Below are 19,823 nucleotides of genomic sequence, written 5' to 3'. Positions count from 1 at the left end.
TAACTAGTGGCTGTTTTCTAATTTCAGACGTCCGAACACTGACCGTTCAGTCGGAATGATGTCGAGCTTGCCCTTACAAGGGCGCCGAGATGACTAGGGAAGTTGTTATTGCATGTGGCGTGAAACCAAAATTCTCCTGATCGATGACGATAGCGCTCGCCGCCGTGATCTGGCGGTGGTGTTGAATTTTCTTGGCGAAGAAAATCTGCCCTGCTCGAGCCATGACTGGCAGCAGGTTGTCGAGTCGTTGTCATCCAGTCGTGAAGTACTCTGTGTCCTGATCGGGACCGTGAATGCTCCGGCAAGTCTGATGGGCTTGCTTAAGACAGTGGCTGGGTGGGATGAGTTCCTTCCGGTTCTGCTTTTGGGCGAAATTTCTTCTGCCGAGCTGCCGGACGACCTGCGCCGTCGCGTGCTCTCCAACCTCGAGATGCCGCCGAGCTACAGCAAGTTGCTCGATTCGCTGCACCGTGCCCAGGTCTATCGCGAGATGTACGACCAGGCCCGCGAGCGTGGACGCCAGCGCGAACCCAACCTGTTCCGCAGCCTGGTCGGCACCAGCCGCGCCATCCAGCACGTGCGGCAGATGATGCAGCAGGTGGCCGACACCGACGCCAGCGTGCTGATCCTCGGCGAATCGGGCACTGGCAAGGAAGTGGTGGCGCGTAACCTGCACTACCACTCCAAGCGCCGTGAAGCGCCGTTTGTGCCGGTCAATTGCGGGGCCATTCCGGCCGAGCTGCTTGAAAGCGAACTGTTCGGTCATGAGAAGGGCGCCTTTACCGGGGCCATTACCAGCCGCGCCGGGCGTTTCGAGCTGGCCAATGGCGGTACCCTGTTCCTCGACGAAATCGGCGACATGCCGTTGCCGATGCAGGTCAAGCTGCTGCGCGTGCTGCAGGAGCGCACCTTCGAGCGGGTCGGCAGCAACAAGACCCAGAGCATCGATGTGCGCATCATCGCCGCGACCCACAAGAACCTCGAAAGCATGATCGAGGTGGGTACTTTCCGCGAAGACCTGTACTACCGCCTCAATGTATTCCCCATCGAGATGGCCCCGCTGCGCGAGCGCGTCGAGGACATCCCGCTGCTGATGAACGAGCTGATCTCGCGCATGGAGCACGAGAAGCGCGGTTCGATCCGCTTCAACTCGGCCGCGATCATGTCGCTGTGCCGTCACGGCTGGCCGGGTAACGTCCGCGAGCTGGCCAACCTGGTCGAGCGCATGGCGATCATGCATCCCTATGGGGTGATCGGCGTTTCCGAGCTGCCGAAGAAATTCCGCTACGTCGATGACGAAGACGAGCAACTGGTCGACAGCCTGCGCTCGGACCTCGAAGAGCGCGTGGCGATCAATGGCCATACGCCGAACTTCGCCAACCACGCCATGCTGCCGCCCGAAGGCCTCGACCTCAAGGACTACCTCGGTGGTCTGGAGCAAGGGTTGATCCAGCAGGCGCTGGATGACGCCAACGGTATCGTCGCTCGCGCCGCCGAGCGCCTGCGCATCCGCCGCACCACCCTGGTGGAGAAGATGCGCAAGTACGGCATGAGCCGGCGCGAAGGGGATGAACAGGCGGAGGATTGACGCCTGTGTCGCCATGATGGGCAGCGCAATGGGCCCATCATGGCGAATAACCCTATCTTTCAAAGGGCTGTAACGCCCGTCCTGGCGGCCTTTGCCAGTTCTCTGCAGCTCCAGTAAGCGTCCTTCCGAAACTATCCGGCACGGCTATTGCTATATCGCAGGCTCCACACCGTTTTATGACGGTCAGTCACGCGAGAGAGCACGATGCCCCAGGTCGCTACCATCTCCTGTGTCCCTGAGCCGAAGGGGCCAAACGCCGCCGAGCAGGAAAGCCGCCTTGGTCTTGAACAGGCTTTTGCCATGTTCGATCAGGTGTCCACCCAGCTCAGTGAGTCCTACAGCCTGCTCGAAGCCCGGGTCACCGAGCTCAAGGGCGAGCTGGCGGTGGTCAGTGCCCAGCGCATGGCCGAGCTGGCCGAGAAGGAGCGCCTGGCCAACCGTCTGCAGAACCTGCTTGACCTGTTGCCCGGCGGGGTCATTGTCATCGATGGCCAGGGCCGCGTGCGTGAGGCCAATCCCGCTGCCTGCGACCTGCTTGGCGAGCCGTTGGAGGGTGAGCTGTGGCGTGAGGTGATCGCTCGCAGCTTCGCTCCGCGCGAGGATGACGGCCACGAGGTGTCGCTGCGTGATGGCCGGCGCCTGTCGATTGCCACGCGCTCGCTGGATGCCGAGCCCGGGCAGTTGGTACTGCTTAATGACCTGACCGAAACCCGTCACCTGCAGGACCAGCTGGCCCGCCACGAGCGCTTGTCCTCGCTGGGGCGCATGGTTGCCTCCCTGGCCCACCAGATTCGCACGCCCTTGTCGGCGGCCATGCTCTATGCCAGTCACCTGGCCGAGCAGAGCCTGCCGGTAGAAACCCAGCAACGCTTTGCCAGCAACCTCAAGGAGCGCCTGCACGAGCTGGAGCATCAGGTGCGCGACATGCTGGTGTTTGCTCGCGGCGAGTTGCCGCTGACTGACCGGCTGACGCCCAAGGCCCTGTTCCAGGCACTGCAGCAGGCCGCGCAGACTCATGTCCAGGGGCATGCGGTGCGCTGGCAGTGCGACAGTCACCTGGGCGAGTTGCTGTGCAACCGCGACACCCTGGTCGGCGCCATGCTCAACCTGATCGAAAACGCCCTGCAGGCCAGTGGCGAGCCGGCGCGGCTCAAGGTTCACCTGTACCGGCGCGAGCAGGTCCTGCACCTGTGCATCAGCGATGCCGGCACCGGTATCGACAGTGCCTTGCTGGCGCGCCTGGGCGAGCCGTTCCTGACCACCAAGGCCACCGGTACCGGCTTGGGCCTGGCGGTGGTCAAGGCGGTGGCCAGGGCCCACCAGGGCAGTTTGCAATTACGTTCGCGACCCGGTCGTGGCACCTGTGCACGGATCAGCCTGCCGCTGATCGGTGCGCAGCAGGCGGAGACAGAGTAATGAAAGCAATCAAGGTGCTGCTGGTCGAAGATGACCGCGCCCTGAGGCAGGCACTGGCCGATACCCTGGAGCTGGGCGGCTTTGCCTATCAGGCCGTGGGTTCGGCCGAAGAAGCACTGGAAGTGGTCGCTGGCGAGGCGTTCAGCCTGGTGGTCAGCGATGTGAACATGCCGGGTATGGACGGCCATCAGTTGCTGACCCTGCTGCGCGCGCGCCAGCCGCAGCTGCCGGTGTTGCTGATGACCGCGCATGCCGCCGTCGAGCGTGCGGTCGAGGCCATGCGCCAGGGCGCGGCCGATTACCTGGTCAAGCCATTTGAGCCCAAGGCCCTGCTCGAACTGGTGGCGCGTCACGCCCTGGGTGTGGCCGGCGCTGGCGAAGGCGAGGGGCCGGTGGCGCGCGAGCCTGCCAGTGCGCAGTTGCTGGAGTTGGCTGCGCGGGTGGCGCGAAGCGATTCGACCGTGCTGATCTCGGGCGAGTCCGGCACCGGCAAAGAGGTGCTGGCGCGCTACATTCACCAGCAGTCGCTGCGCGCCGAGCAGCCGTTCGTGGCGATCAACTGTGCGGCGATCCCGGACAACATGCTCGAGGCCACGCTGTTCGGTCACGAGAAGGGCTCGTTTACGGGGGCCATTGCTGCCCAGGCCGGCAAGTTCGAGCAGGCCGATGGCGGCACCTTGCTGCTCGACGAGATTTCCGAAATGCCCCTGGGTCTGCAGGCCAAGCTGCTGCGGGTGCTGCAGGAACGTGAAGTGGAGCGGGTCGGTGGGCGCAAGCCGATTGCCCTGGACATTCGCGTGGTTGCCACCACCAACCGTGACCTGGCCGGTGAAGTGGCGGCGGGGCGGTTCCGTGAAGACCTGTTCTATCGCCTGTCGGTGTTCCCGCTGGCATGGGCGCCGCTGCGCGAACGCAGCGCCGATATTCTGCCGCTGGCCGAACGCTTGCTGGCGCGCCACGTCAATAAAATGAAGCACGCCCCCGTTCGCCTGTCGCCTGAGGCTCAGGCCTGTCTGCAGGGTTACGCCTGGCCGGGCAACGTGCGCGAGCTGGACAACGCCATCCAGCGCGCCTTGATCCTGCAGCAGGGCGGGGTGATCGAAGCGGCGGATTTCTGTCTTGCCGGTGCCTTGCCGGTATTCGCCGCAGCGCCGGTCGCCGCGGTTGCGCCGATCGAGGCCGAGGCCGCAGGCGGGCTGGGTGATGACATGCGCCGCCATGAATTCCAGATGATCATCGACACTCTGCGTGCCGAACGCGGCCGCCGCAAGGAAGCCGCCGAGCGCCTGGGTATCAGCCCACGCACCCTGCGTTACAAGCTGGCGCAGATGCGCGATGCCGGTATGGACGTCGAGGCTAGCCTGTACGCGAGCTGACAGGGTGTTGAATTAGAGTTTTTGTTCGGGTCGCGGGCAGAGCTGGCACTCTTGTTGCTATGTCCTGCCTATCCGCTGCGTGAGTGTCAAAAAAATGCGGGCCGTCGGAGAGAGAAGTCCATGAGCCAAGGTGTTGAATTTAATCGATTGATGTTGGACATGCGGGCCATGCAAATGGACGCCATGTCGATGCCGAAGGCTGCCGCTGCGCCTGAGCTCGGTTCGAGCAATTTTGCCGACATGCTGGGGCAGGCCATCAACAAGGTCAGCGACACCCAGCAGGCTTCCTCGCAGCTGGCCAACGCTTTCGAGATTGGTAAAAGCGGCGTTGACCTCACCGACGTGATGATCGCTTCGCAGAAAGCCACTGTGTCGTTCCAGGCCTTGTCCCAGGTGCGCAACAAGCTGGTGCAGGCCTATCAAGACATCATGCAGATGCCGGTATAAGGGCGAGATTGAGTCATGGCCGAAGCAGTCGTCGATAACGTGCCCGCGAAAAGCAGCGGGGCAGCGCCCAAGCCGCCGTTGTTCGGCATGTCGTTCCTGGAAAACATCTCGCAGATGCCCATGCTGCGTCAGGTCGGCCTGCTGGTCGGTCTGGCCGCGAGCGTAGCCATCGGCTTTGCCGTGGTGCTGTGGTCGCAGCAACCGGACTACCGGCCGCTGTATGGCAGCCTGGCCGGCATGGACACCAAGCAGGTCATGGAGACCCTGGCCGCTGCCGACATCCCCTACAACGTCGAACCCAATTCCGGCGCCTTGCTGGTCAAGGCCGACGATATTTCCCGTGCCCGCCTGAAGCTGGCAGCCGCCGGCGTGGCACCGAGCGATGGCAATGTCGGTTTCGAGATCCTCGACAAGGAGCAGGGCCTGGGCACCAGCCAGTTCATGGAAGCCACTCGTTACCGTCGTGGCCTGGAAGGTGAGCTGGCGCGGACCATCTCCAGCCTCAACAACGTCAAGGGTGCCCGGGTGCACCTGGCGATCCCGAAGAGCTCGGTGTTCGTCCGTGACGAGCGCAAGCCAAGTGCTTCGGTGCTGGTCGAGCTGTACCCGGGCCGCGCCCTGGAAGCCGGTCAGGTGATGGCCATCGTCAACCTGGTGGCGACCAGCGTGCCGGAACTGAACAAGTCCCAGGTCACCGTGGTCGACCAGAAGGGCAACCTGCTCTCCGACCAGGTCGAGAACTCCGAGCTGACCATGGCCGGCAAGCAGTTCGACTACAGCCGCCGTATGGAAGGCCTGCTCACCCAGCGTGTGCACAACATCCTCCAACCGGTACTGGGCAACGACCGCTACAAGGCTGAAGTCTCCGCAGACCTGGACTTCAGTGCCGTTGAGTCGACCTCCGAGCAGTTCAATCCGGACCAGCCAGCGCTGCGCAGCGAGCAGTCGGTCAACGAACAACGCTCCAGCAGCATGGGCCCGCAAGGCGTGCCAGGTGCCCTGAGCAACCAGCCGCCCAGCCCGGCCTCGGCGCCGCAGACCACCGGTGGCACGCAAACCGCTGCCAGCGCCATTCAGCCCGGCCAGCCGCTGCTCGACGCCAACGGTCAGCAGATCATGGATCCGGCCACCGGCCAGCCGATGCTTGCCCCGTACCCGGCCGACAAGCGTCAGCAATCGACCAAGAACTTCGAACTGGACCGCTCCATCAGCCATACCCGTCAGCAGCAAGGTCGTCTGACCCGCCTGTCGGTGGCGGTCGTGGTCGATGACCAGCTCAAGGTCGACCCGGCCACCGGCGATGCCGCCCGCACGCCATGGGCCGCCGAAGACCTGGCGCGCTTTACCCGTCTGGTGCAGGACGCGGTGGGCTTCGATGCCAGCCGTGGCGACAGCGTCAGTGTGATCAACGTGCCGTTCGCCGCCGACCGTGGTGAAGTGATCACCGAAATACCGTTCTACTCGCAGCCGTGGTTCTGGGACATCATCAAGCAGGTCATGGGCGTGCTGTTCATCCTGGTCCTGGTGTTCGGCGTGCTGCGTCCGGTCCTCAACAACATCACCGGCAATGGCAAGCAAGGCGCCGGTGCCGATGGCGACATGGAACTGGGCGGCATGCTTGGTCTGGATGGCGAACTGGCCAACGACCGCGTCAGCCTGGGTGGTCCGCAAAGCATTCTGCTGCCAAGCCCGAGCGAGGGTTATGACGCACAGCTCAATGCAATCAAGAGCCTGGTGGCCGAAGACCCGGGTCGTGTGGCCCAGGTCGTGAAAGAGTGGATCAACGCCGATGAGTGATAACCGAGCCCTTACCGCCAAACTGACCCGTGTCGACAAGGCAGCGATCTTGCTGCTGTCACTGGGTGAAACCGATGCCGCGCAGGTACTGCGGCACATGGGGCCCAAGGAAGTGCAGCGGGTCGGCGTGGCCATGGCGCAGATGGGCAACGTCCATCGCGAGCAGGTCGAGCAGGTGATGAGCGAGTTCGTCGAGATCGTCGGCGACCAGACCAGCCTGGGTGTCGGCTCCGACGGCTATATCCGCAAGATGCTTACCCAGGCCCTGGGCGAGGACAAGGCCAACGGCCTGATCGACCGCATCCTGCTCGGTGGCAACACCAGCGGCCTGGACAGCCTCAAGTGGATGGAGCCGCGCGCGGTGGCCGACGTCATCCGCTACGAGCACCCGCAGATCCAGGCCATCGTCGTGGCTTACCTGGACCCGGACCAGGCCGGTGAAGTACTGGGCAACTTCGACCACAAGGTGCGCCTGGACATCATCCTGCGCGTCTCGTCGCTCAACACCGTACAACCGGCCGCACTCAAGGAACTGAACCAGATCCTCGAGAAGCAGTTCTCGGGCAACTCCAATGCCGCGCGCACCACCCTGGGTGGCATCAAGCGGGCTGCGGACATCATGAACTTCCTCGATAGCTCCGTCGAAGGCCAGCTGATGGACGCGATCCGCGACATCGACGGCGACCTCTCCGAGCAGATCGAAGACCTGATGTTCGTCTTCAACAACCTGGCCGACGTCGACGACCGCGGTATCCAGGCGCTGCTGCGCGAAGTCTCTTCCGACGTGCTGGTGGTGTCGCTCAAGGGCGCCGACGAGAAGGTCAAGGAGAAGATCTTCAAGAACATGTCCAAGCGTGCTTCCGAGCTGCTGCGCGACGACCTCGAAGCCAAGGGCCCGGTGCGCGTCAGCGACGTCGAGACGGCGCAAAAGGAAATTCTCACCATCGCCCGCCGTATGGCCGAAGCCGGGGAAATCGTCCTCGGTGGCAAGGGCGGCGAAGAGATGATCTAAGACCTTATCGCGGGGCAAGCCCGCTCCCACAGAGGTCCTGTAGGAGCGGGCTTGCCCCGCGATGCTTTATGAGTGCGTGAAATCATGTCAACCAACGAGCACCTCAGTGAGCTGATTCGCGCCAACGACGTCGATGGCTTCGATCGCTGGGCATTGCCCAGTTTCGACCCCGAGCCTGAGCCGGAACCCGAGCCCGAGCCCGAAGCGGTTCAGGACGAAATCGAAGAAGTGCCGCTGGAAGAAGTCCAGCCACTGACCCTCGAAGAACTCGAAAGCATCCGCCAGGAAGCCTACAACGAAGGTTTTGCCACCGGCGAGCGCGAGGGCTTTCACAGCACCCAGCTCAAGGTCCGCCAGGAAGCCGAAGAGGCCCTCAGCGCCAAGCTGGCCGGCCTCGAACAGCTCATGGGGCATCTGCTCGAGCCTATCGCCGAGCAGGACAGCCAGATCGAAAAAGCCGTGGTGCACCTGGTCGGGCATATCGCCCGCGAGGTTATCGGTCGCGAACTGCGCAGCGATTCCAGCCAGATCGCCCAGGTGCTGCGTGAAGCCCTGAAGCTGCTGCCAATGGGCGCCGAGAACATCCGTATCCATATCAATCCGCAGGACTTCGAGCTGGTCAAGGCCCTGCGCGAGCGTCACGAAGAGCGCTGGAAGCTGCTCGAAGACGAAGCCCTGCTGCCGGGCGGCTGTCGTATCGAAACCGATCACAGCCGTATCGACGCGAGCATGGAAACCCGTATCGAAAAGGCCATGACGCAGCTCTTCGATCAGCTCCACGACCAAGGCCTGCACCCGGCGGCGCCGGACTTGCAGGTCGATCTGGACAGCCCCGATGCGCCTTGAGCGAACCAGCTTCGGCAAGCGTCTGGGGGCTTACGCCGATGCCGTCAATTTACCCTCCCAGCCGGTGGTAGAAGGCCGCCTGCTGCGCATGGTCGGCCTGACCCTCGAAGCCGAAGGCCTGCGCGCGGCGGTCGGCAGCCGTTGCGTGGTGATCAATGACGACAGCTATCACCCGGTGCGGGTCGAGGCTGAAGTCATGGGCTTTGCTGGCGGCAAGGTGTTCCTCATGCCGGTCGGCAGCGTGGCCGGCATCGCTCCCGGTGCCCGTGTGGTGCCGCTGGCGGACAGCGGCCGCCTGCCGATGGGCATGAGCATGCTCGGACGGGTGCTCGATGGCGCCGGTCGTGCCCTGGATGGCAAAGGCGGGATGAAGGCCGAGGACTGGGTGCCGATGGACGGCCCGACCATCAACCCGCTCAACCGCGACCCGATCAGCCAGCCGCTGGATGTGGGTATTCGCAGCATCAACGGTTTGTTGACGGTCGGCCGCGGCCAGCGTCTGGGCCTGTTCGCCGGTACCGGCGTCGGCAAGAGTGTGCTGTTGGGCATGATGACCCGCTTCACCGAAGCGGACATCATTGTCGTCGGCCTGATCGGTGAGCGGGGCCGTGAGGTCAAGGAGTTCATCGAGCATATTCTTGGCGAAGAAGGGCTCAAGCGCTCGGTGGTAGTGGCATCGCCCGCTGACGATGCGCCGCTGATGCGCTTGCGCGCCGCGATGTACTGCACGCGCATTGCCGAGTACTTCCGCGACAAGGGCAAGAACGTCCTGTTGCTGATGGATTCGCTGACCCGTTTCGCCCAGGCCCAGCGGGAAATTGCCCTGGCCATCGGCGAGCCGCCAGCCACCAAGGGTTATCCGCCGTCGGTGTTCGCCAAGCTGCCCAAGCTGGTGGAGCGCGCCGGTAATGGCGAGGCCGGGGGTGGCTCGATCACCGCGTTCTATACCGTGCTGTCCGAGGGCGACGACCAACAGGACCCGATCGCCGACTCGGCGCGGGGTGTGCTGGACGGCCACATCGTGCTGTCCCGGCGCCTGGCCGAGGAGGGGCATTACCCGGCCATCGACATCGAGGCTTCCATCAGCCGGGTCATGCCGCAAGTGGTCAGCCCCGAGCAGATGACCGAAGCGCAGCAGTTCAAGCAACTGTGGTCGCGCCTGTCGCAGAGCCGCGACCTGATCAGCGTCGGCGCCTATGTGGCCGGTGGCGATGCCGAAACTGACCTGGCCATCACCCTGCAGCCGCGTCTGGTGCATTTCCTGCGCCAGGGTCTGAACGACAACGTCGGCATGCAGCAGAGTCGCGAGCACCTGGCTGGCGTGTTCGCCCCCCTGCCTGCGGCAGGCGGCTGATAGATCATGGCCCAGCCAAGCCGTGCCGCGCGTCTGGCGCCGGTGGTGGAGATGGCGGAGAACGCCGAACGCCAGGCCGCCCAGCGCCTTGGGCAGTTCCAGCAACAGGTGAGCATGGCCCAGGCCAAGCTCGGCGAGCTCGACCGCTTTCGCGCCGACTACCAGTTGCAGTGGATCAATCGTGGTGCGCAGGGCGTGTCCGGTAGCTGGCTGGTCAACTACCAGAGCTTTCTCGGCCAGCTCGAAACGGCCATGACCCAGCAGCGCCAGAGCCTGGCCTGGCACCAGAACAACCTGAAAAGCGCCCGGAGCACCTGGCAACAGGCCTACGCCCGGGTCGAAGGCTTGCGCAAGCTGGTGCAGCGTTACATCGACGAGGCGCGAATGCTTGAAGACAAGCGCGAGCAGAAGCTGCTCGACGAGTTGTCCCAGCGCCTGCCGCGCCACGACCGCTACTGATCCGTGCGTTGATCGGCAGGGCTTGCCGGTGGGGGGCGGGGCTGCTAAACCTTCTAGGTGTCTGCAATCGTCGCAATGGAAGGAATCATCGACATGGCAGTTGTATCTGAAGTATCCCCGGATGGGAAAAAGCTGACGATAAAGGTCAAAGGGCGTTTTGACTTCGGCAAGCATCAGGAATTTCGCCAAGCCTACGAGGACGAGCCGCGCAAGCCGGAGTCAGTGGTTGTCGACCTCAAGGACGCCACCTATCTGGACAGTTCGGCCCTGGGCATGTTGTTGCTGCTGCGCGATCACGTGGGGGGTGACGATTCGGAAATCCGCGTGGTCAACACCAGCTCCGATGTGCGAAAGATCCTCGCCATCTCCAACTTCGAAAAGCTGTTCGACATCAGTTGAGCCAGCCAGCCCATGATTTCGAAGCGCTCACTGTACTGATCGCCGAAGATGGCGCGGCAGACCGTTTGCTGCTCGCCACTATCGTGCGTAAACAGGGGCATCAAGTGCTCACCGCCGAAAACGGCGAGCAGGCGGTGACCCTGTTTGCCGAACAGCGCCCGCACATCGTTCTGCTCGATGCCTTGATGCCGGTGATGGACGGTTTCGAGGCGGCGCGGCAGATCAAGGCGCTGGCGGGTGAGGCGCTGGTTCCGATCATCTTTCTTACATCCTTGAGTGAAGAACAGGCACTGGTGCGCTGCCTGGAGGCGGGTGGCGACGATTTTCTGGCAAAGCCCTACAGCCCGGTGATCCTCGCCGCCAAAATCAAGGCGATGGACCGTTTGCGCCGCTTGCAGGCCACGGTGCTTGAGCAGCGCGACCAGATCGCCCGCCATCACAATCACCTGCTCAACGAGCAGCGGGTGGCCAAGGCGGTGTTCGACCAGGTGGCCCATGCCGGCTGTCTGAGTGCGCCGAACATCCGCTACCTGCAATCCCCCTACGCTTTGTTCAACGGCGACTTGCTGCTGGCGGCCTTCACCCCGGCGGGTGATATGCACGTACTGCTCGGCGACTTTACCGGGCACGGCCTGCCGGCTGCGGTAGGTGCCATGCCGTTGGCTGAAGTGTTCTACGGCATGACCGCCAAGGGCTACGGCCTGGCCGAAACCTTGCGGGAGATGAATGCCAAGCTCAAGCGCATCCTGCCGGTGGACATGTTCTGTTGTGCACTGTTACTCAACCTGAGCTTTCAGCGGCGGGTGGTAGAGGTTTGGAATGGTGGGATGCCCGACGGTTATCTGTTGCCGGCCGGTGGCGGCGAACCCATGCCACTGGTTTCGCGTCACCTGCCCTTGGGAATCCTGACGCCGGAGCGCTTCGACGACACTACCGAAGTGCTGCCCCTGGCCCTGGGCGAGCGCCTGTTTCTGCTGTCCGATGGCGTGGTCGATACCAGTGACGACAACGAGCAGTTGTTTGGCGTCGAACGCCTGCGTCAGGTTCTGGGTGCCAACCGTCGGCCGGCGCTGTTGTTCGAAGAAGTCCTGCAGGCGCTGGAGGGTTTTCGCGGGCGCTCGCGAGACGACGTCAGCCTGCTGGATATCGAGGTGGTCGAGCCGCAACTGTTGTCGCCGCCTCCCGTGATCTATTCTGACAGTGGTCAGTCGAGCCCGCTGGACTGGTCGTTGCAATTTGAATTTCGTGCCGACACGCTAAAGCGTTTCAATCCGTTACCGTACTTGCTGCAGCTGCTGCAGGAGATTCATGGTCTGCGGGCTCAGAGCGGGGCATTGCACAGTGTGCTGACCGAGCTGTATTCCAATGCCCTGGAACATGGGGTGCTGGGCCTGGACTCAGCGCTCAAGCGCGATGCGCGCAGCTTTGCAAGTTATTACCAGATGCGCAATGAGCGTCTGCAGGCCCTGAGCGAGGGGTTCATCCGCGTGCACCTGAGGGTTGAACCCGGGCCGCGGGGCGGGCGTCTGATAATTGAGGTCGAAGATAGCGGCAAGGGCTTCAATGTGAGTAAAGTGCTCGCCAGGCCTGTGTCCGAGCAAGGGTTGTGCGGGCGCGGGCTGAACCTCATACGCCGGTTGAGCCGGCGTGCCGAATGGGTCGACGAGGGGCGTCGCGCATGCGTGGAGTTCGCCTGGGAGGCTCTGGCATAATCCAACTTGATCAAGGAGTGAGCAAGTGTCCGAAATTCACATCGATCGCAAGGTGCTCAGCGACTTGCAGGAGGTCATGGAAGATGGCTACCTGCAATTGCTCGAGACCTTTCTTGCAGATTCCGAAATACGCCTCAGCCAGTTGCATGGGGCGAAGAACGCCGACGAGCTGGCGCATGCGGCGCACAGTTTCAAGGGCAGCAGCAGCAATATGGGCGCCGTGGCGCTGGCCGAGTTGTGCCGGCAGCTCGAAGATCGGGTCAACCATGGGCCGCTGCAAGGAATCGAAGATTTGATCAACCAGATCGACCGCGAGTACGCAGCGGTCCGTGGCTTGTATTACGACGAACGCCAGCGGGTGTCGATTGGTTGAGCATAAGTTCAAACCTGGCGCGAGTTTTGCGTAGTCTTCGCTAATTCACGTTTACGACTTCTGTAGCGGAGACTCCTACATGCCTGTCGCCTCCAACCCCCTGCTGCAAACCAGTGCCGTGGCGAAGCCGTCGCGCGCCGCTGCCGGTGCGCCGGATAAATCGCTGCAGGCCCCTAACGACAAGGCGTCCGGCTTTTCCGATGTGTATGCCAAGCAGTCTCGTGAGACGGCTGTAGGCGTCAAAGACACGCCTGTGCCTGAGAAAACCACCGCTGGTGCAACTGGCGGCAAGAACGCTGCCGCCGACCAGTCGAAGGTTGCCGACAGCGGCAAGAATTTGCCTGAAGACCAGGACAGCGCCGAGGTCGAACCTTCGCAGTTGTCTGACCCGACCTTGCTCGACCCCAGTCTGGTGGCTGGGCAAGTGACCGATGCGCAGCCGGGGGCGCAGTTGATCCAGGCCCAGGCTGAAGCCGTGGCGCCGGTGATCCAGGCTGCGGCTGCACAATTACAGGTGGCTTCGACGCCAGGCCAGGCGATAGCCGAAGAGCCCGAGTTCGATCCCGAGGCCGATCCGCTGGCTGACCTGCCGGCCTTGCGCCTGGCCCTGGAGCAAAGTGCCCAGGCCCAGGGCACCACCTCCGCCCATACCGCAGGCAAGGCCGGCAATGCCCAGCCTGAAGCGGCAACGGCGCAGCCTGCCGTCAATACACTGGCGGCCCTGCTGGACAAGCCGGGTGCCGATGCCGAACAGGGCGAGCCGGGCGAAAAAGCCTTCAGCGGCCTGATCGATGATGGTCTCAAGGATCTCAAGAGCGCTTCGAGCGATACCCGTGTCGACAACTTTGCCGAGCGCCTGAGCAGCCTGACCCAGGCGGCCACGGCCAAGACCGCCAATGCCGTGCCGGTGGCCGCGCCGCTCAACCAACCCTTGGCGATGAACCAGAGCGGCTGGACCGAGGGGCTGGTCAACCGGGTCATGTACCTGTCCAGCCAGAACCTGAAATCGGCGGATATCAAACTTGAGCCGGCCGAGCTCGGGCGCCTGGACATTCGCGTCAACCTGGCGCCCGAGCAGCAGGCACAGGTGACCTTCGTCAGTGGTCATGCCGGGGTGCGCGAGGCACTGGAAAACCAGGTCCACCGTCTCAAGGAGATGTTTGCCCAGCAAGGCCTCGGGCAGCCGGACGTCAACGTCGCCGACCAGTCCCGTGGCGGACAGCAGCAGGGTGCCCAGGACACGCCGAAGCTCAGCGGCGTGGCTGCGCGGCGCAATGAGTCTGGCGAATCCGCTGAAATCGCACCAGGCGCAATGCCGGTCGAGCAGCAGTCGGTTGTGGGCTCAAGCGCCGTGGATTACTACGCCTGATTGGCTGCGGTCTTTGTGGGAGCTGGCCTTGCCGGCGATGCAAGGCGCAGCCTTGCCCTTCCAGGTTGGCATAACACTTGCTCAACCCTCGCCATGTGACTGAAATCTCCGATGAATGACGGATTATTGGCATGGCGAAGAGCGAAGCAGAGAAAGACCCCGCCGCTAAAGGCAAACTCAAGCTGATCCTGCTGTTGGTGCTGGCATTGCTGCTGGCTATCGGTCTGTCGGTTGGCGCCACCTGGTTCTTCCTGCACGCGTCCGAGGGCAAGCCAGCGGTCGATCCGGCCCTGGCCAACCTCAAGCCTGCGGCGATCTATGAGCCCCTGGCGCCGGCCTTCGTGGTCAACTTCAACCAGAACGGCCGCCAGCGCTTCATGCAGGTGAGCATCACCATGCAAGGCCGTGACCAGGCAGCGCTGGACGCCCTCAAGGTGCATATGCCGGTGATTCGCAACAACCTGGTCATGCTGTTCTCGGGGCAGGGTTTCGACACCCTGGCCAGCCCGGTCGGCCAGGAAATGCTACGTCAGAAGGCCACCGCGAGTGTCCAGGAAGTGGCGCAGAAGGAAGTCGGCAAGCCGGTCGTCGACCAGTTGCTGTTCACCAATTTCGTATTGCAGTAGGAGCCCCAGATGGCCGTGCAGGACCTGCTGTCCCAGGATGAAATCGATGCCTTGCTGCATGGCGTCGACGATGGTCTGGTGCAAACCGAGAGCAATGCCGAACCCGGCAGTGTCAAAAGTTATGACCTGACCAGCCAGGACCGGATCGTCCGCGGACGCATGCCGACCCTGGAAATGATCAACGAGCGGTTCGCCCGTTATACCCGCATCAGCATGTTCAACCTGCTGCGTCGCTCCGCCGACGTCGCGGTCGGCGGCGTGCAGGTGATGAAGTTCGGTGAGTACGTGCATTCGCTGTACGTGCCTACCAGCCTGAACCTGGTGAAGATCAAGCCGCTGCGCGGTACCTCGCTGTTCATCCTCGACGCCAAGCTGGTGTTCAAGCTGGTGGACAACTTCTTTGGCGGCGACGGACGTCACGCCAAGATCGAAGGCCGCGAGTTCACCCCGACCGAGCTGCGCGTGGTGCGCATGGTACTGGACCAGGCCTTCGTCGACCTCAAGGAAGCCTGGCAGGCGATCATGCCGGTCAACTTCGAGTACATCAACTCCGAGGTCAACCCGGCCATGGCCAACATCGTCGGGCCGAGCGAGGCGGTGGTGGTCTCGACCTTCCACATCGAACTCGATGGTGGCGGCGGCGACCTGCACGTGACCATGCCGTACTCGATGATCGAGCCGGTGCGCGAAATGCTTGACGCGGGCTTCCAGTCCGACCTGGATGACCAGGACGAACGCTGGATCAAGGCCCTGCGTGAAGACGTGCTGGACGTCAGCGTACCGCTCAGTGCCACGGTCGCCCGTCGCCAGTTGAAGCTGCGCGACATCCTGCACATGCAGCCGGGCGACGTGATTCCGGTCGAGCTGCCGGAAGAGCTGATCCTGCGGGCCAACGGCGTGCCGTCGTTCAAGGCCAAGCTGGGTTCGCACAAGGGCAACCTGGCCCTGCAGATTATCGATCCGATCGAGCGCCGCTGAGGCGCTCGTGGTTCCAACTCCGAATTGATTGCCCGTCGAGGACAAAATGGCTAACGAAAACGATATCACCTCCCCGGAGGAGCAGGCCCTGGCCGATGAGTGGGCCGCGGCCCTGGAAGAAACCGGCGACGCCGGGCAGTCCGATATCGACGCCTTGCTGGCTGCCGATGCCGGCAATACATCGCCCAACCGCCTGGCCATGGAAGAGTTCGGCAGTTCGCCGCGCAGCAACGAGCCGGTCACCCTCGATGGTCCGAACCTGGATGTGATCCTGGATATTCCAGTGAGCATTTCCATGGAAGTGGGCAGCACCGAAATCAACATCCGCAACCTGCTGCAGCTCAACCAGGGCTCGGTGATCGAGCTTGACCGCCTGGCCGGTGAGCCGCTCGATGTGCTGGTCAACGGCACCCTGATCGCCCATGGCGAAGTGGTTGTGGTCAACGAAAAGTTCGGCATCCGCCTGACTGACGTGATCAGCCCAAGCGAACGTATCAAGAAGCTGCGCTGAGTGAACAGGCTCCTGCGCAACAGCCTGGCCCTGGCCTGTGGCCTGTATGTAGACGTCGCCCTGGCCACGACGCAACCGGCTGCCGCAGTCGTGGCGCCGGTTGCGGCAAGCGGCAGCGCGGCGGGGCAGTTGACCCAGCTGGTACTGGGCTTGCTGTTGGTGCTGGGGCTGATCTTTTTGCTTGCCTGGCTGCTGCGCCGGGTGCAGAACGCCGCACCGGGCAGTGCTCAGGTCATCGAGATCCTCGGCAGCCGTTCACTGGGGCCGCGAGATCGCCTGCTGCTGATACAGGTCGGCAAGGAGCAGATCCTCATCGGTCATTCGCCGGGCACCATCGAGGCCCTGCATGTCATGGCTGAACCGATTGAAGTGCCCGCCAGTGCGCGTCAGGCAACACCAGAATTCGCCCAGCGCCTGATGGAGCTGATGGGCAAGGATCAGAAGGGAAGGTCGTAATGGGCGCGTTGCGCATGATGTTGGCGCTGCTGCTGATGCTGGTGGCGCCTATGGCTTTGGCGGCCGATCCACTGTCGATCCCGGCGATCACCCTGTCCAGCGGGGCTGACGGCCAGCAGGAGTACTCGGTCAGCCTGCAGATCCTGCTGATCATGACGGCGCTGAGCTTCATCCCGGCATTTGTCGTGTTGATGACCAGCTTTACCCGCATCATCATCGTTTTTTCCATTCTGCGTCAGGCCCTGGGCCTGCAGCAGACGCCGTCGAACCAGATTCTCAACGGCATGGCGCTGTTTTTGACCCTGTTCATCATGGCGCCGGTGTTCGACCGGATCAACCAGGAAGCCGTGCAGCCGTACCTGGCTGAGAAGCTCAGCGCCCAGGACGCGATCAGCAAGGCCCAGGCGCCGCTGAAGAACTTCATGCTGGCGCAGACCCGCGAGAGCGACCTTGACCTGTTCATGCGCCTGTCCAAGCGCACGGATATCGCCAGCCCCGATCAGGCGCCACTGACCATTCTGGTGCCGGCCTTCGTCACTTCCGAGCTCAAGACCGCGTTCCAGATCGGCTTCATGATCTTCATCCCGTTCCTGATCATCGACCTGGTGGTCGCCAGTGTGCTGATGGCCATGGGTATGATGATGCTCTCGCCGCTGATCATCTCGTTGCCGTTCAAGATCATGCTGTTCGTCCTGGTCGATGGCTGGGCGCTGATCATGGGTACCCTGGCCGGCAGTTTCGGCGGCGTCTGACGCCGCGAGGAGAAGTAGTCCATGACCCCCGAAGTGGCTGTCGACCTGTTCCGTGACGCGCTCTGGCTGACCACCCTGATGGTTGCCATCCTGGTGGTGCCGAGCCTGCTGGTGGGCCTGATCGTGGCGATGTTCCAGGCTGCCACCCAGATCAACGAACAGACCCTGAGCTTCCTGCCGCGCCTGCTGGTGATGCTGGTGACCCTGATCGTGGTCGGTCCGTGGCTGGTGCAGAAATTCATGGAATACATCCTGTCGTTGTACGGCAGCATTCCGCAGCTGATTGGCTGATCCGGCGATGCTCGAGCTGACCGATGCGCAGATTGGTGCCTGGGTGGCCAGTTTCATCCTGCCGCTGTTTCGCGTCACCGCTGTGCTGATGACCATGCCGATCTTTGGTACAACCCTTGTGCCGGCGCGCATTCGCCTGTATTTCGCCCTGGCGATTACCGTGGTGATCGTCCCTGGCTTGCCGCCGATGCCGGTGGTCGAGGCGCTGGACTTCAAGGCGCTGTTGCTGGTGGCCGAGCAGATCGTCATCGGCGCCCTGTTTGGCATGGCGCTGCAGTTGTTCTTCCAGATTTTCGTCATTGCCGGGCAGATCGTCGCGATCCAGATGGGTATGGCCTTCGCCTCCATGGTCGACCCGACCAACGGCGTCAACGTCGCGGTGGTCAGCCAGTTCCTGACCATGCTGGTGACCTTGCTGTTCCTCGCTATCAACGGCCATCTGGTGGTCTTCGAGGTACTGACCGAGAGCTTTACCACCTTGCCGGTGGGTGGCGGCTTGCTGGTCAATCATTTCTGGGACCTGGCCGGGCGTCTGAGTTGGGTGCTGGGGGCGGCGCTGCTGCTGGTGCTGCCGGCGATTACCGCGCTGCTGGTGGTCAATATCGCCTTTGGCGTGATGACCCGGGCAGCGCCGCAATTGAACATCTTTTCAATCGGCTTTCCGCTGACCCTGGTGTTGGGGTTGGTGATCTTCTGGATTACCCTGGCCGATATACTTCCTCACTACCATTCACTGGCCTCCGAGGCCTTGCAATGGCTGCGTGAGCTGGCACGGGCGCGCTGAGCATGGCAGAGAGCGAAAGCGGTCAGGATAAAACAGAAGACCCTACCGAGAAGCGCAAGAAGGACGCGCGCGAGAAGGGTGAGATTGCCCGCTCCAAAGAGCTCAACACGGTGGCCGTGACCCTGGCGGGCGCGGGTGCGCTGCTGGTTTTTGGCGGTGGTCTGGTGCAAACACTGATGGAGCTGATGCGCAGTAACTTCATCTTGTCACGCGAAGTACTCATCGATGAGCGTTCGATGGGTATTTTCCTCATGGCCTCGGGCAAGATGGCCCTGTTGGCCACTCAGCCTGTGCTGCTGGTGCTGTTGCTCGCCGCGATAATCGGTCCGGTGTCGTTGGGTGGTTTTCTGTTTTCCGGCAGCTCGCTGGCGCCGAAGTTCAGTCGCATGAATCCGCTGTCGGGGATCAAGCGGATGTTCTCGGTCAACGCCTTGTCCGAGCTGCTCAAGGCGCTGGCCAAGTTCTTCATGATTCTGATCGTCGCCCTGACGGTGTTGTCGGCTGATCGCGATGACCTGCTGGCGATTGCCAACGAGCCGCTGGAGCAGGCGCTCATCCATAGCGCGCAGGTGGTCGGCTGGAGTGCGCTGTGGATGGCTGCGGGCCTGTTGATCATTGCTGCGGTGGATGTGCCGATCCAGCTCTGGCAGGCGCACAAGAAGCTGTTGATGACCAAGCAGGAAGTGCGCGACGAATACAAGGATTCCGAGGGCAAGCCCGAGGTCAAGCAGCGCATTCGCCAGTTGCAGCGCGAGGCTTCGCAGCGGCGGATGATGGCGGCGATCCCTGAGGCGGATGTGATCATCACCAACCCGACCCACTATGCCGTAGCGCTCAAGTACGACCCGGAGAAGGGCTCGGCGCCGTTGCTGCTGGCCAAGGGTGCCGATTTCATTGCCCTGAAGATTCGCGAGATCGCCAACGAGCACAAGATCCAGGTGCTCGAGTCGCCAGCGCTGGCGCGCTCGATCTACTACTCCACCGAGCTTGAGGAAGAGATTCCGGCAGGCCTGTACCTGGCAGTGGCCCAGGTGCTGGCCTATGTCTACCAGATCCGCCAGTACCGCGCTGGCAAGGGCAAGCCGCCGGAGCCGCTCAAGGACCTGCCGATCCCGCCGGATTTGCGTCGCGACTCCTGACCAAGTCTACGCAGGTTCATTGTGGGAGCTGGCCTTGCCGGCGATGGCTGCGCAGCAGCCCCGAGTCACTCAAACCACCTCGTTCAACAAAGTTGGAAAGCTTCTTGCAAAGGCAGCGCTGCGCGCCTCAAAGGCGTC

At 62.8% G+C, this 19,823-nt stretch carries 21 protein-coding genes; all 21 read left to right on the top strand.

Going from position 1 to position 19,823, the window contains the following annotated elements:
* The first annotated feature begins 112 nt into the window (after positions 1-112).
* The 21 genes from fleQ to flhB all read left to right on the top strand — a co-directional run bounded on the left by fleQ (position 113) and on the right by flhB (position 19,685).
* Complete coding sequence (fleQ, locus tag JV241A_RS16865; protein WP_115088083.1) at positions 113-1,588, top strand: transcriptional regulator FleQ; 1,476 nt, start codon at positions 113-115, stop codon at positions 1,586-1,588.
* A 204-nt stretch (positions 1,589-1,792) separates the two neighbouring features.
* Positions 1,793-3,004: an ATP-binding protein gene (locus JV241A_RS16860; protein WP_115088082.1), complete on the top strand. Its 1,212-nt coding sequence runs from the start codon at positions 1,793-1,795 to the stop codon at positions 3,002-3,004.
* On the top strand, positions 3,004-4,380 hold the full coding sequence (locus JV241A_RS16855; RefSeq protein ID WP_115088081.1) for a sigma-54 dependent transcriptional regulator: 1,377 nt from the start codon (positions 3,004-3,006) through the stop codon (positions 4,378-4,380). The genes JV241A_RS16860 and JV241A_RS16855 overlap by 1 nt, the downstream gene beginning before the upstream one ends.
* Before the next feature lie 120 nt (positions 4,381-4,500).
* Positions 4,501-4,827, top strand: coding sequence for a flagellar hook-basal body complex protein FliE (gene fliE, locus JV241A_RS16850; protein WP_115088080.1), 327 nt, complete (start codon positions 4,501-4,503; stop codon positions 4,825-4,827).
* A gap of 15 nt (positions 4,828-4,842) precedes the next feature.
* Positions 4,843-6,624, top strand: coding sequence for a flagellar basal-body MS-ring/collar protein FliF (fliF, locus tag JV241A_RS16845; protein WP_134063592.1), 1,782 nt, complete (start codon positions 4,843-4,845; stop codon positions 6,622-6,624).
* Positions 6,617-7,636, top strand: a complete 1,020-nt coding sequence (gene fliG, locus JV241A_RS16840) for a flagellar motor switch protein FliG (protein WP_045189054.1) — start codon at positions 6,617-6,619, stop codon at positions 7,634-7,636. Before fliF ends, fliG begins: the two co-directional genes overlap by 8 nt.
* An 84-nt stretch (positions 7,637-7,720) precedes the next feature.
* Entirely contained in the window at positions 7,721-8,482 is a 762-nt protein-coding gene (gene fliH, locus JV241A_RS16835; RefSeq protein ID WP_115088502.1) for a flagellar assembly protein FliH, read from the top strand.
* On the top strand, positions 8,472-9,836 hold the full coding sequence (fliI, locus tag JV241A_RS16830; RefSeq protein ID WP_093385605.1) for a flagellar protein export ATPase FliI: 1,365 nt from the start codon (positions 8,472-8,474) through the stop codon (positions 9,834-9,836). The genes fliH and fliI overlap by 11 nt, the downstream gene beginning before the upstream one ends.
* A 6-nt stretch (positions 9,837-9,842) precedes the next feature.
* A complete protein-coding gene (gene fliJ / locus JV241A_RS16825; RefSeq protein ID WP_134063590.1) occupies positions 9,843-10,295 on the top strand; it encodes a flagellar export protein FliJ in 453 nt (150 codons plus the stop codon).
* A 93-nt stretch (positions 10,296-10,388) separates the two neighbouring features.
* Positions 10,389-10,694 carry an STAS domain-containing protein gene (locus tag JV241A_RS16820; protein WP_134063685.1) on the top strand — a complete coding sequence of 102 codons (306 nt, stop codon included), beginning with the start codon at positions 10,389-10,391 and terminating at the stop codon, positions 10,692-10,694.
* A complete protein-coding gene (locus tag JV241A_RS16815; protein ID WP_115088076.1) occupies positions 10,691-12,406 on the top strand; it encodes a fused response regulator/phosphatase in 1,716 nt (571 codons plus the stop codon). Before JV241A_RS16820 ends, JV241A_RS16815 begins: the two co-directional genes overlap by 4 nt.
* Before the next feature lie 25 nt (positions 12,407-12,431).
* Entirely contained in the window at positions 12,432-12,779 is a 348-nt protein-coding gene (locus tag JV241A_RS16810) for an Hpt domain-containing protein (RefSeq protein WP_134063588.1), read from the top strand.
* A gap of 79 nt (positions 12,780-12,858) precedes the next feature.
* Positions 12,859-14,148 carry a flagellar hook-length control protein FliK gene (locus JV241A_RS16805; protein WP_134063586.1) on the top strand — a complete coding sequence of 430 codons (1,290 nt, stop codon included), beginning with the start codon at positions 12,859-12,861 and terminating at the stop codon, positions 14,146-14,148.
* A 131-nt stretch (positions 14,149-14,279) separates the two neighbouring features.
* A complete protein-coding gene (gene fliL, locus JV241A_RS16800) occupies positions 14,280-14,774 on the top strand; it encodes a flagellar basal body-associated protein FliL (RefSeq protein ID WP_115088073.1) in 495 nt (164 codons plus the stop codon).
* A 9-nt stretch (positions 14,775-14,783) separates the two neighbouring features.
* On the top strand, positions 14,784-15,752 hold the full coding sequence (fliM, locus tag JV241A_RS16795; protein WP_010225006.1) for a flagellar motor switch protein FliM: 969 nt from the start codon (positions 14,784-14,786) through the stop codon (positions 15,750-15,752).
* 46 nt (positions 15,753-15,798) lie between these two features.
* Positions 15,799-16,263 (top strand): flagellar motor switch protein FliN, encoded by a 465-nt coding sequence (fliN, locus tag JV241A_RS16790; protein WP_010225007.1) that lies wholly within the window; start codon positions 15,799-15,801, stop codon positions 16,261-16,263.
* A 60-nt stretch (positions 16,264-16,323) separates the two neighbouring features.
* Complete coding sequence (gene fliO, locus JV241A_RS16785; RefSeq protein ID WP_233673996.1) at positions 16,324-16,719, top strand: flagellar biosynthetic protein FliO; 396 nt, start codon at positions 16,324-16,326, stop codon at positions 16,717-16,719.
* Positions 16,719-17,471 (top strand): flagellar type III secretion system pore protein FliP, encoded by a 753-nt coding sequence (fliP, locus tag JV241A_RS16780; protein WP_115088071.1) that lies wholly within the window; start codon positions 16,719-16,721, stop codon positions 17,469-17,471. The genes fliO and fliP overlap by 1 nt, the downstream gene beginning before the upstream one ends.
* Before the next feature lie 21 nt (positions 17,472-17,492).
* Positions 17,493-17,762: a flagellar biosynthesis protein FliQ gene (gene fliQ, locus JV241A_RS16775; protein WP_038996371.1), complete on the top strand. Its 270-nt coding sequence runs from the start codon at positions 17,493-17,495 to the stop codon at positions 17,760-17,762.
* 7 nt (positions 17,763-17,769) lie between these two features.
* Entirely contained in the window at positions 17,770-18,546 is a 777-nt protein-coding gene (gene fliR, locus JV241A_RS16770; protein WP_134063584.1) for a flagellar biosynthetic protein FliR, read from the top strand.
* 2 nt (positions 18,547-18,548) lie between these two features.
* Positions 18,549-19,685: a flagellar biosynthesis protein FlhB gene (gene flhB, locus JV241A_RS16765; RefSeq protein ID WP_134063582.1), complete on the top strand. Its 1,137-nt coding sequence runs from the start codon at positions 18,549-18,551 to the stop codon at positions 19,683-19,685.
* The last annotated feature ends 138 nt before the right edge of the window (positions 19,686-19,823 follow it).

Source organism: Pseudomonas sp. JV241A (genome assembly GCF_900275665.1).
Classification (GTDB): Bacteria; Pseudomonadota; Gammaproteobacteria; order Pseudomonadales; family Pseudomonadaceae; genus Aquipseudomonas; species Aquipseudomonas wadenswilerensis.
This window is presented reverse-complemented; position numbering and strand designations above follow the sequence as displayed.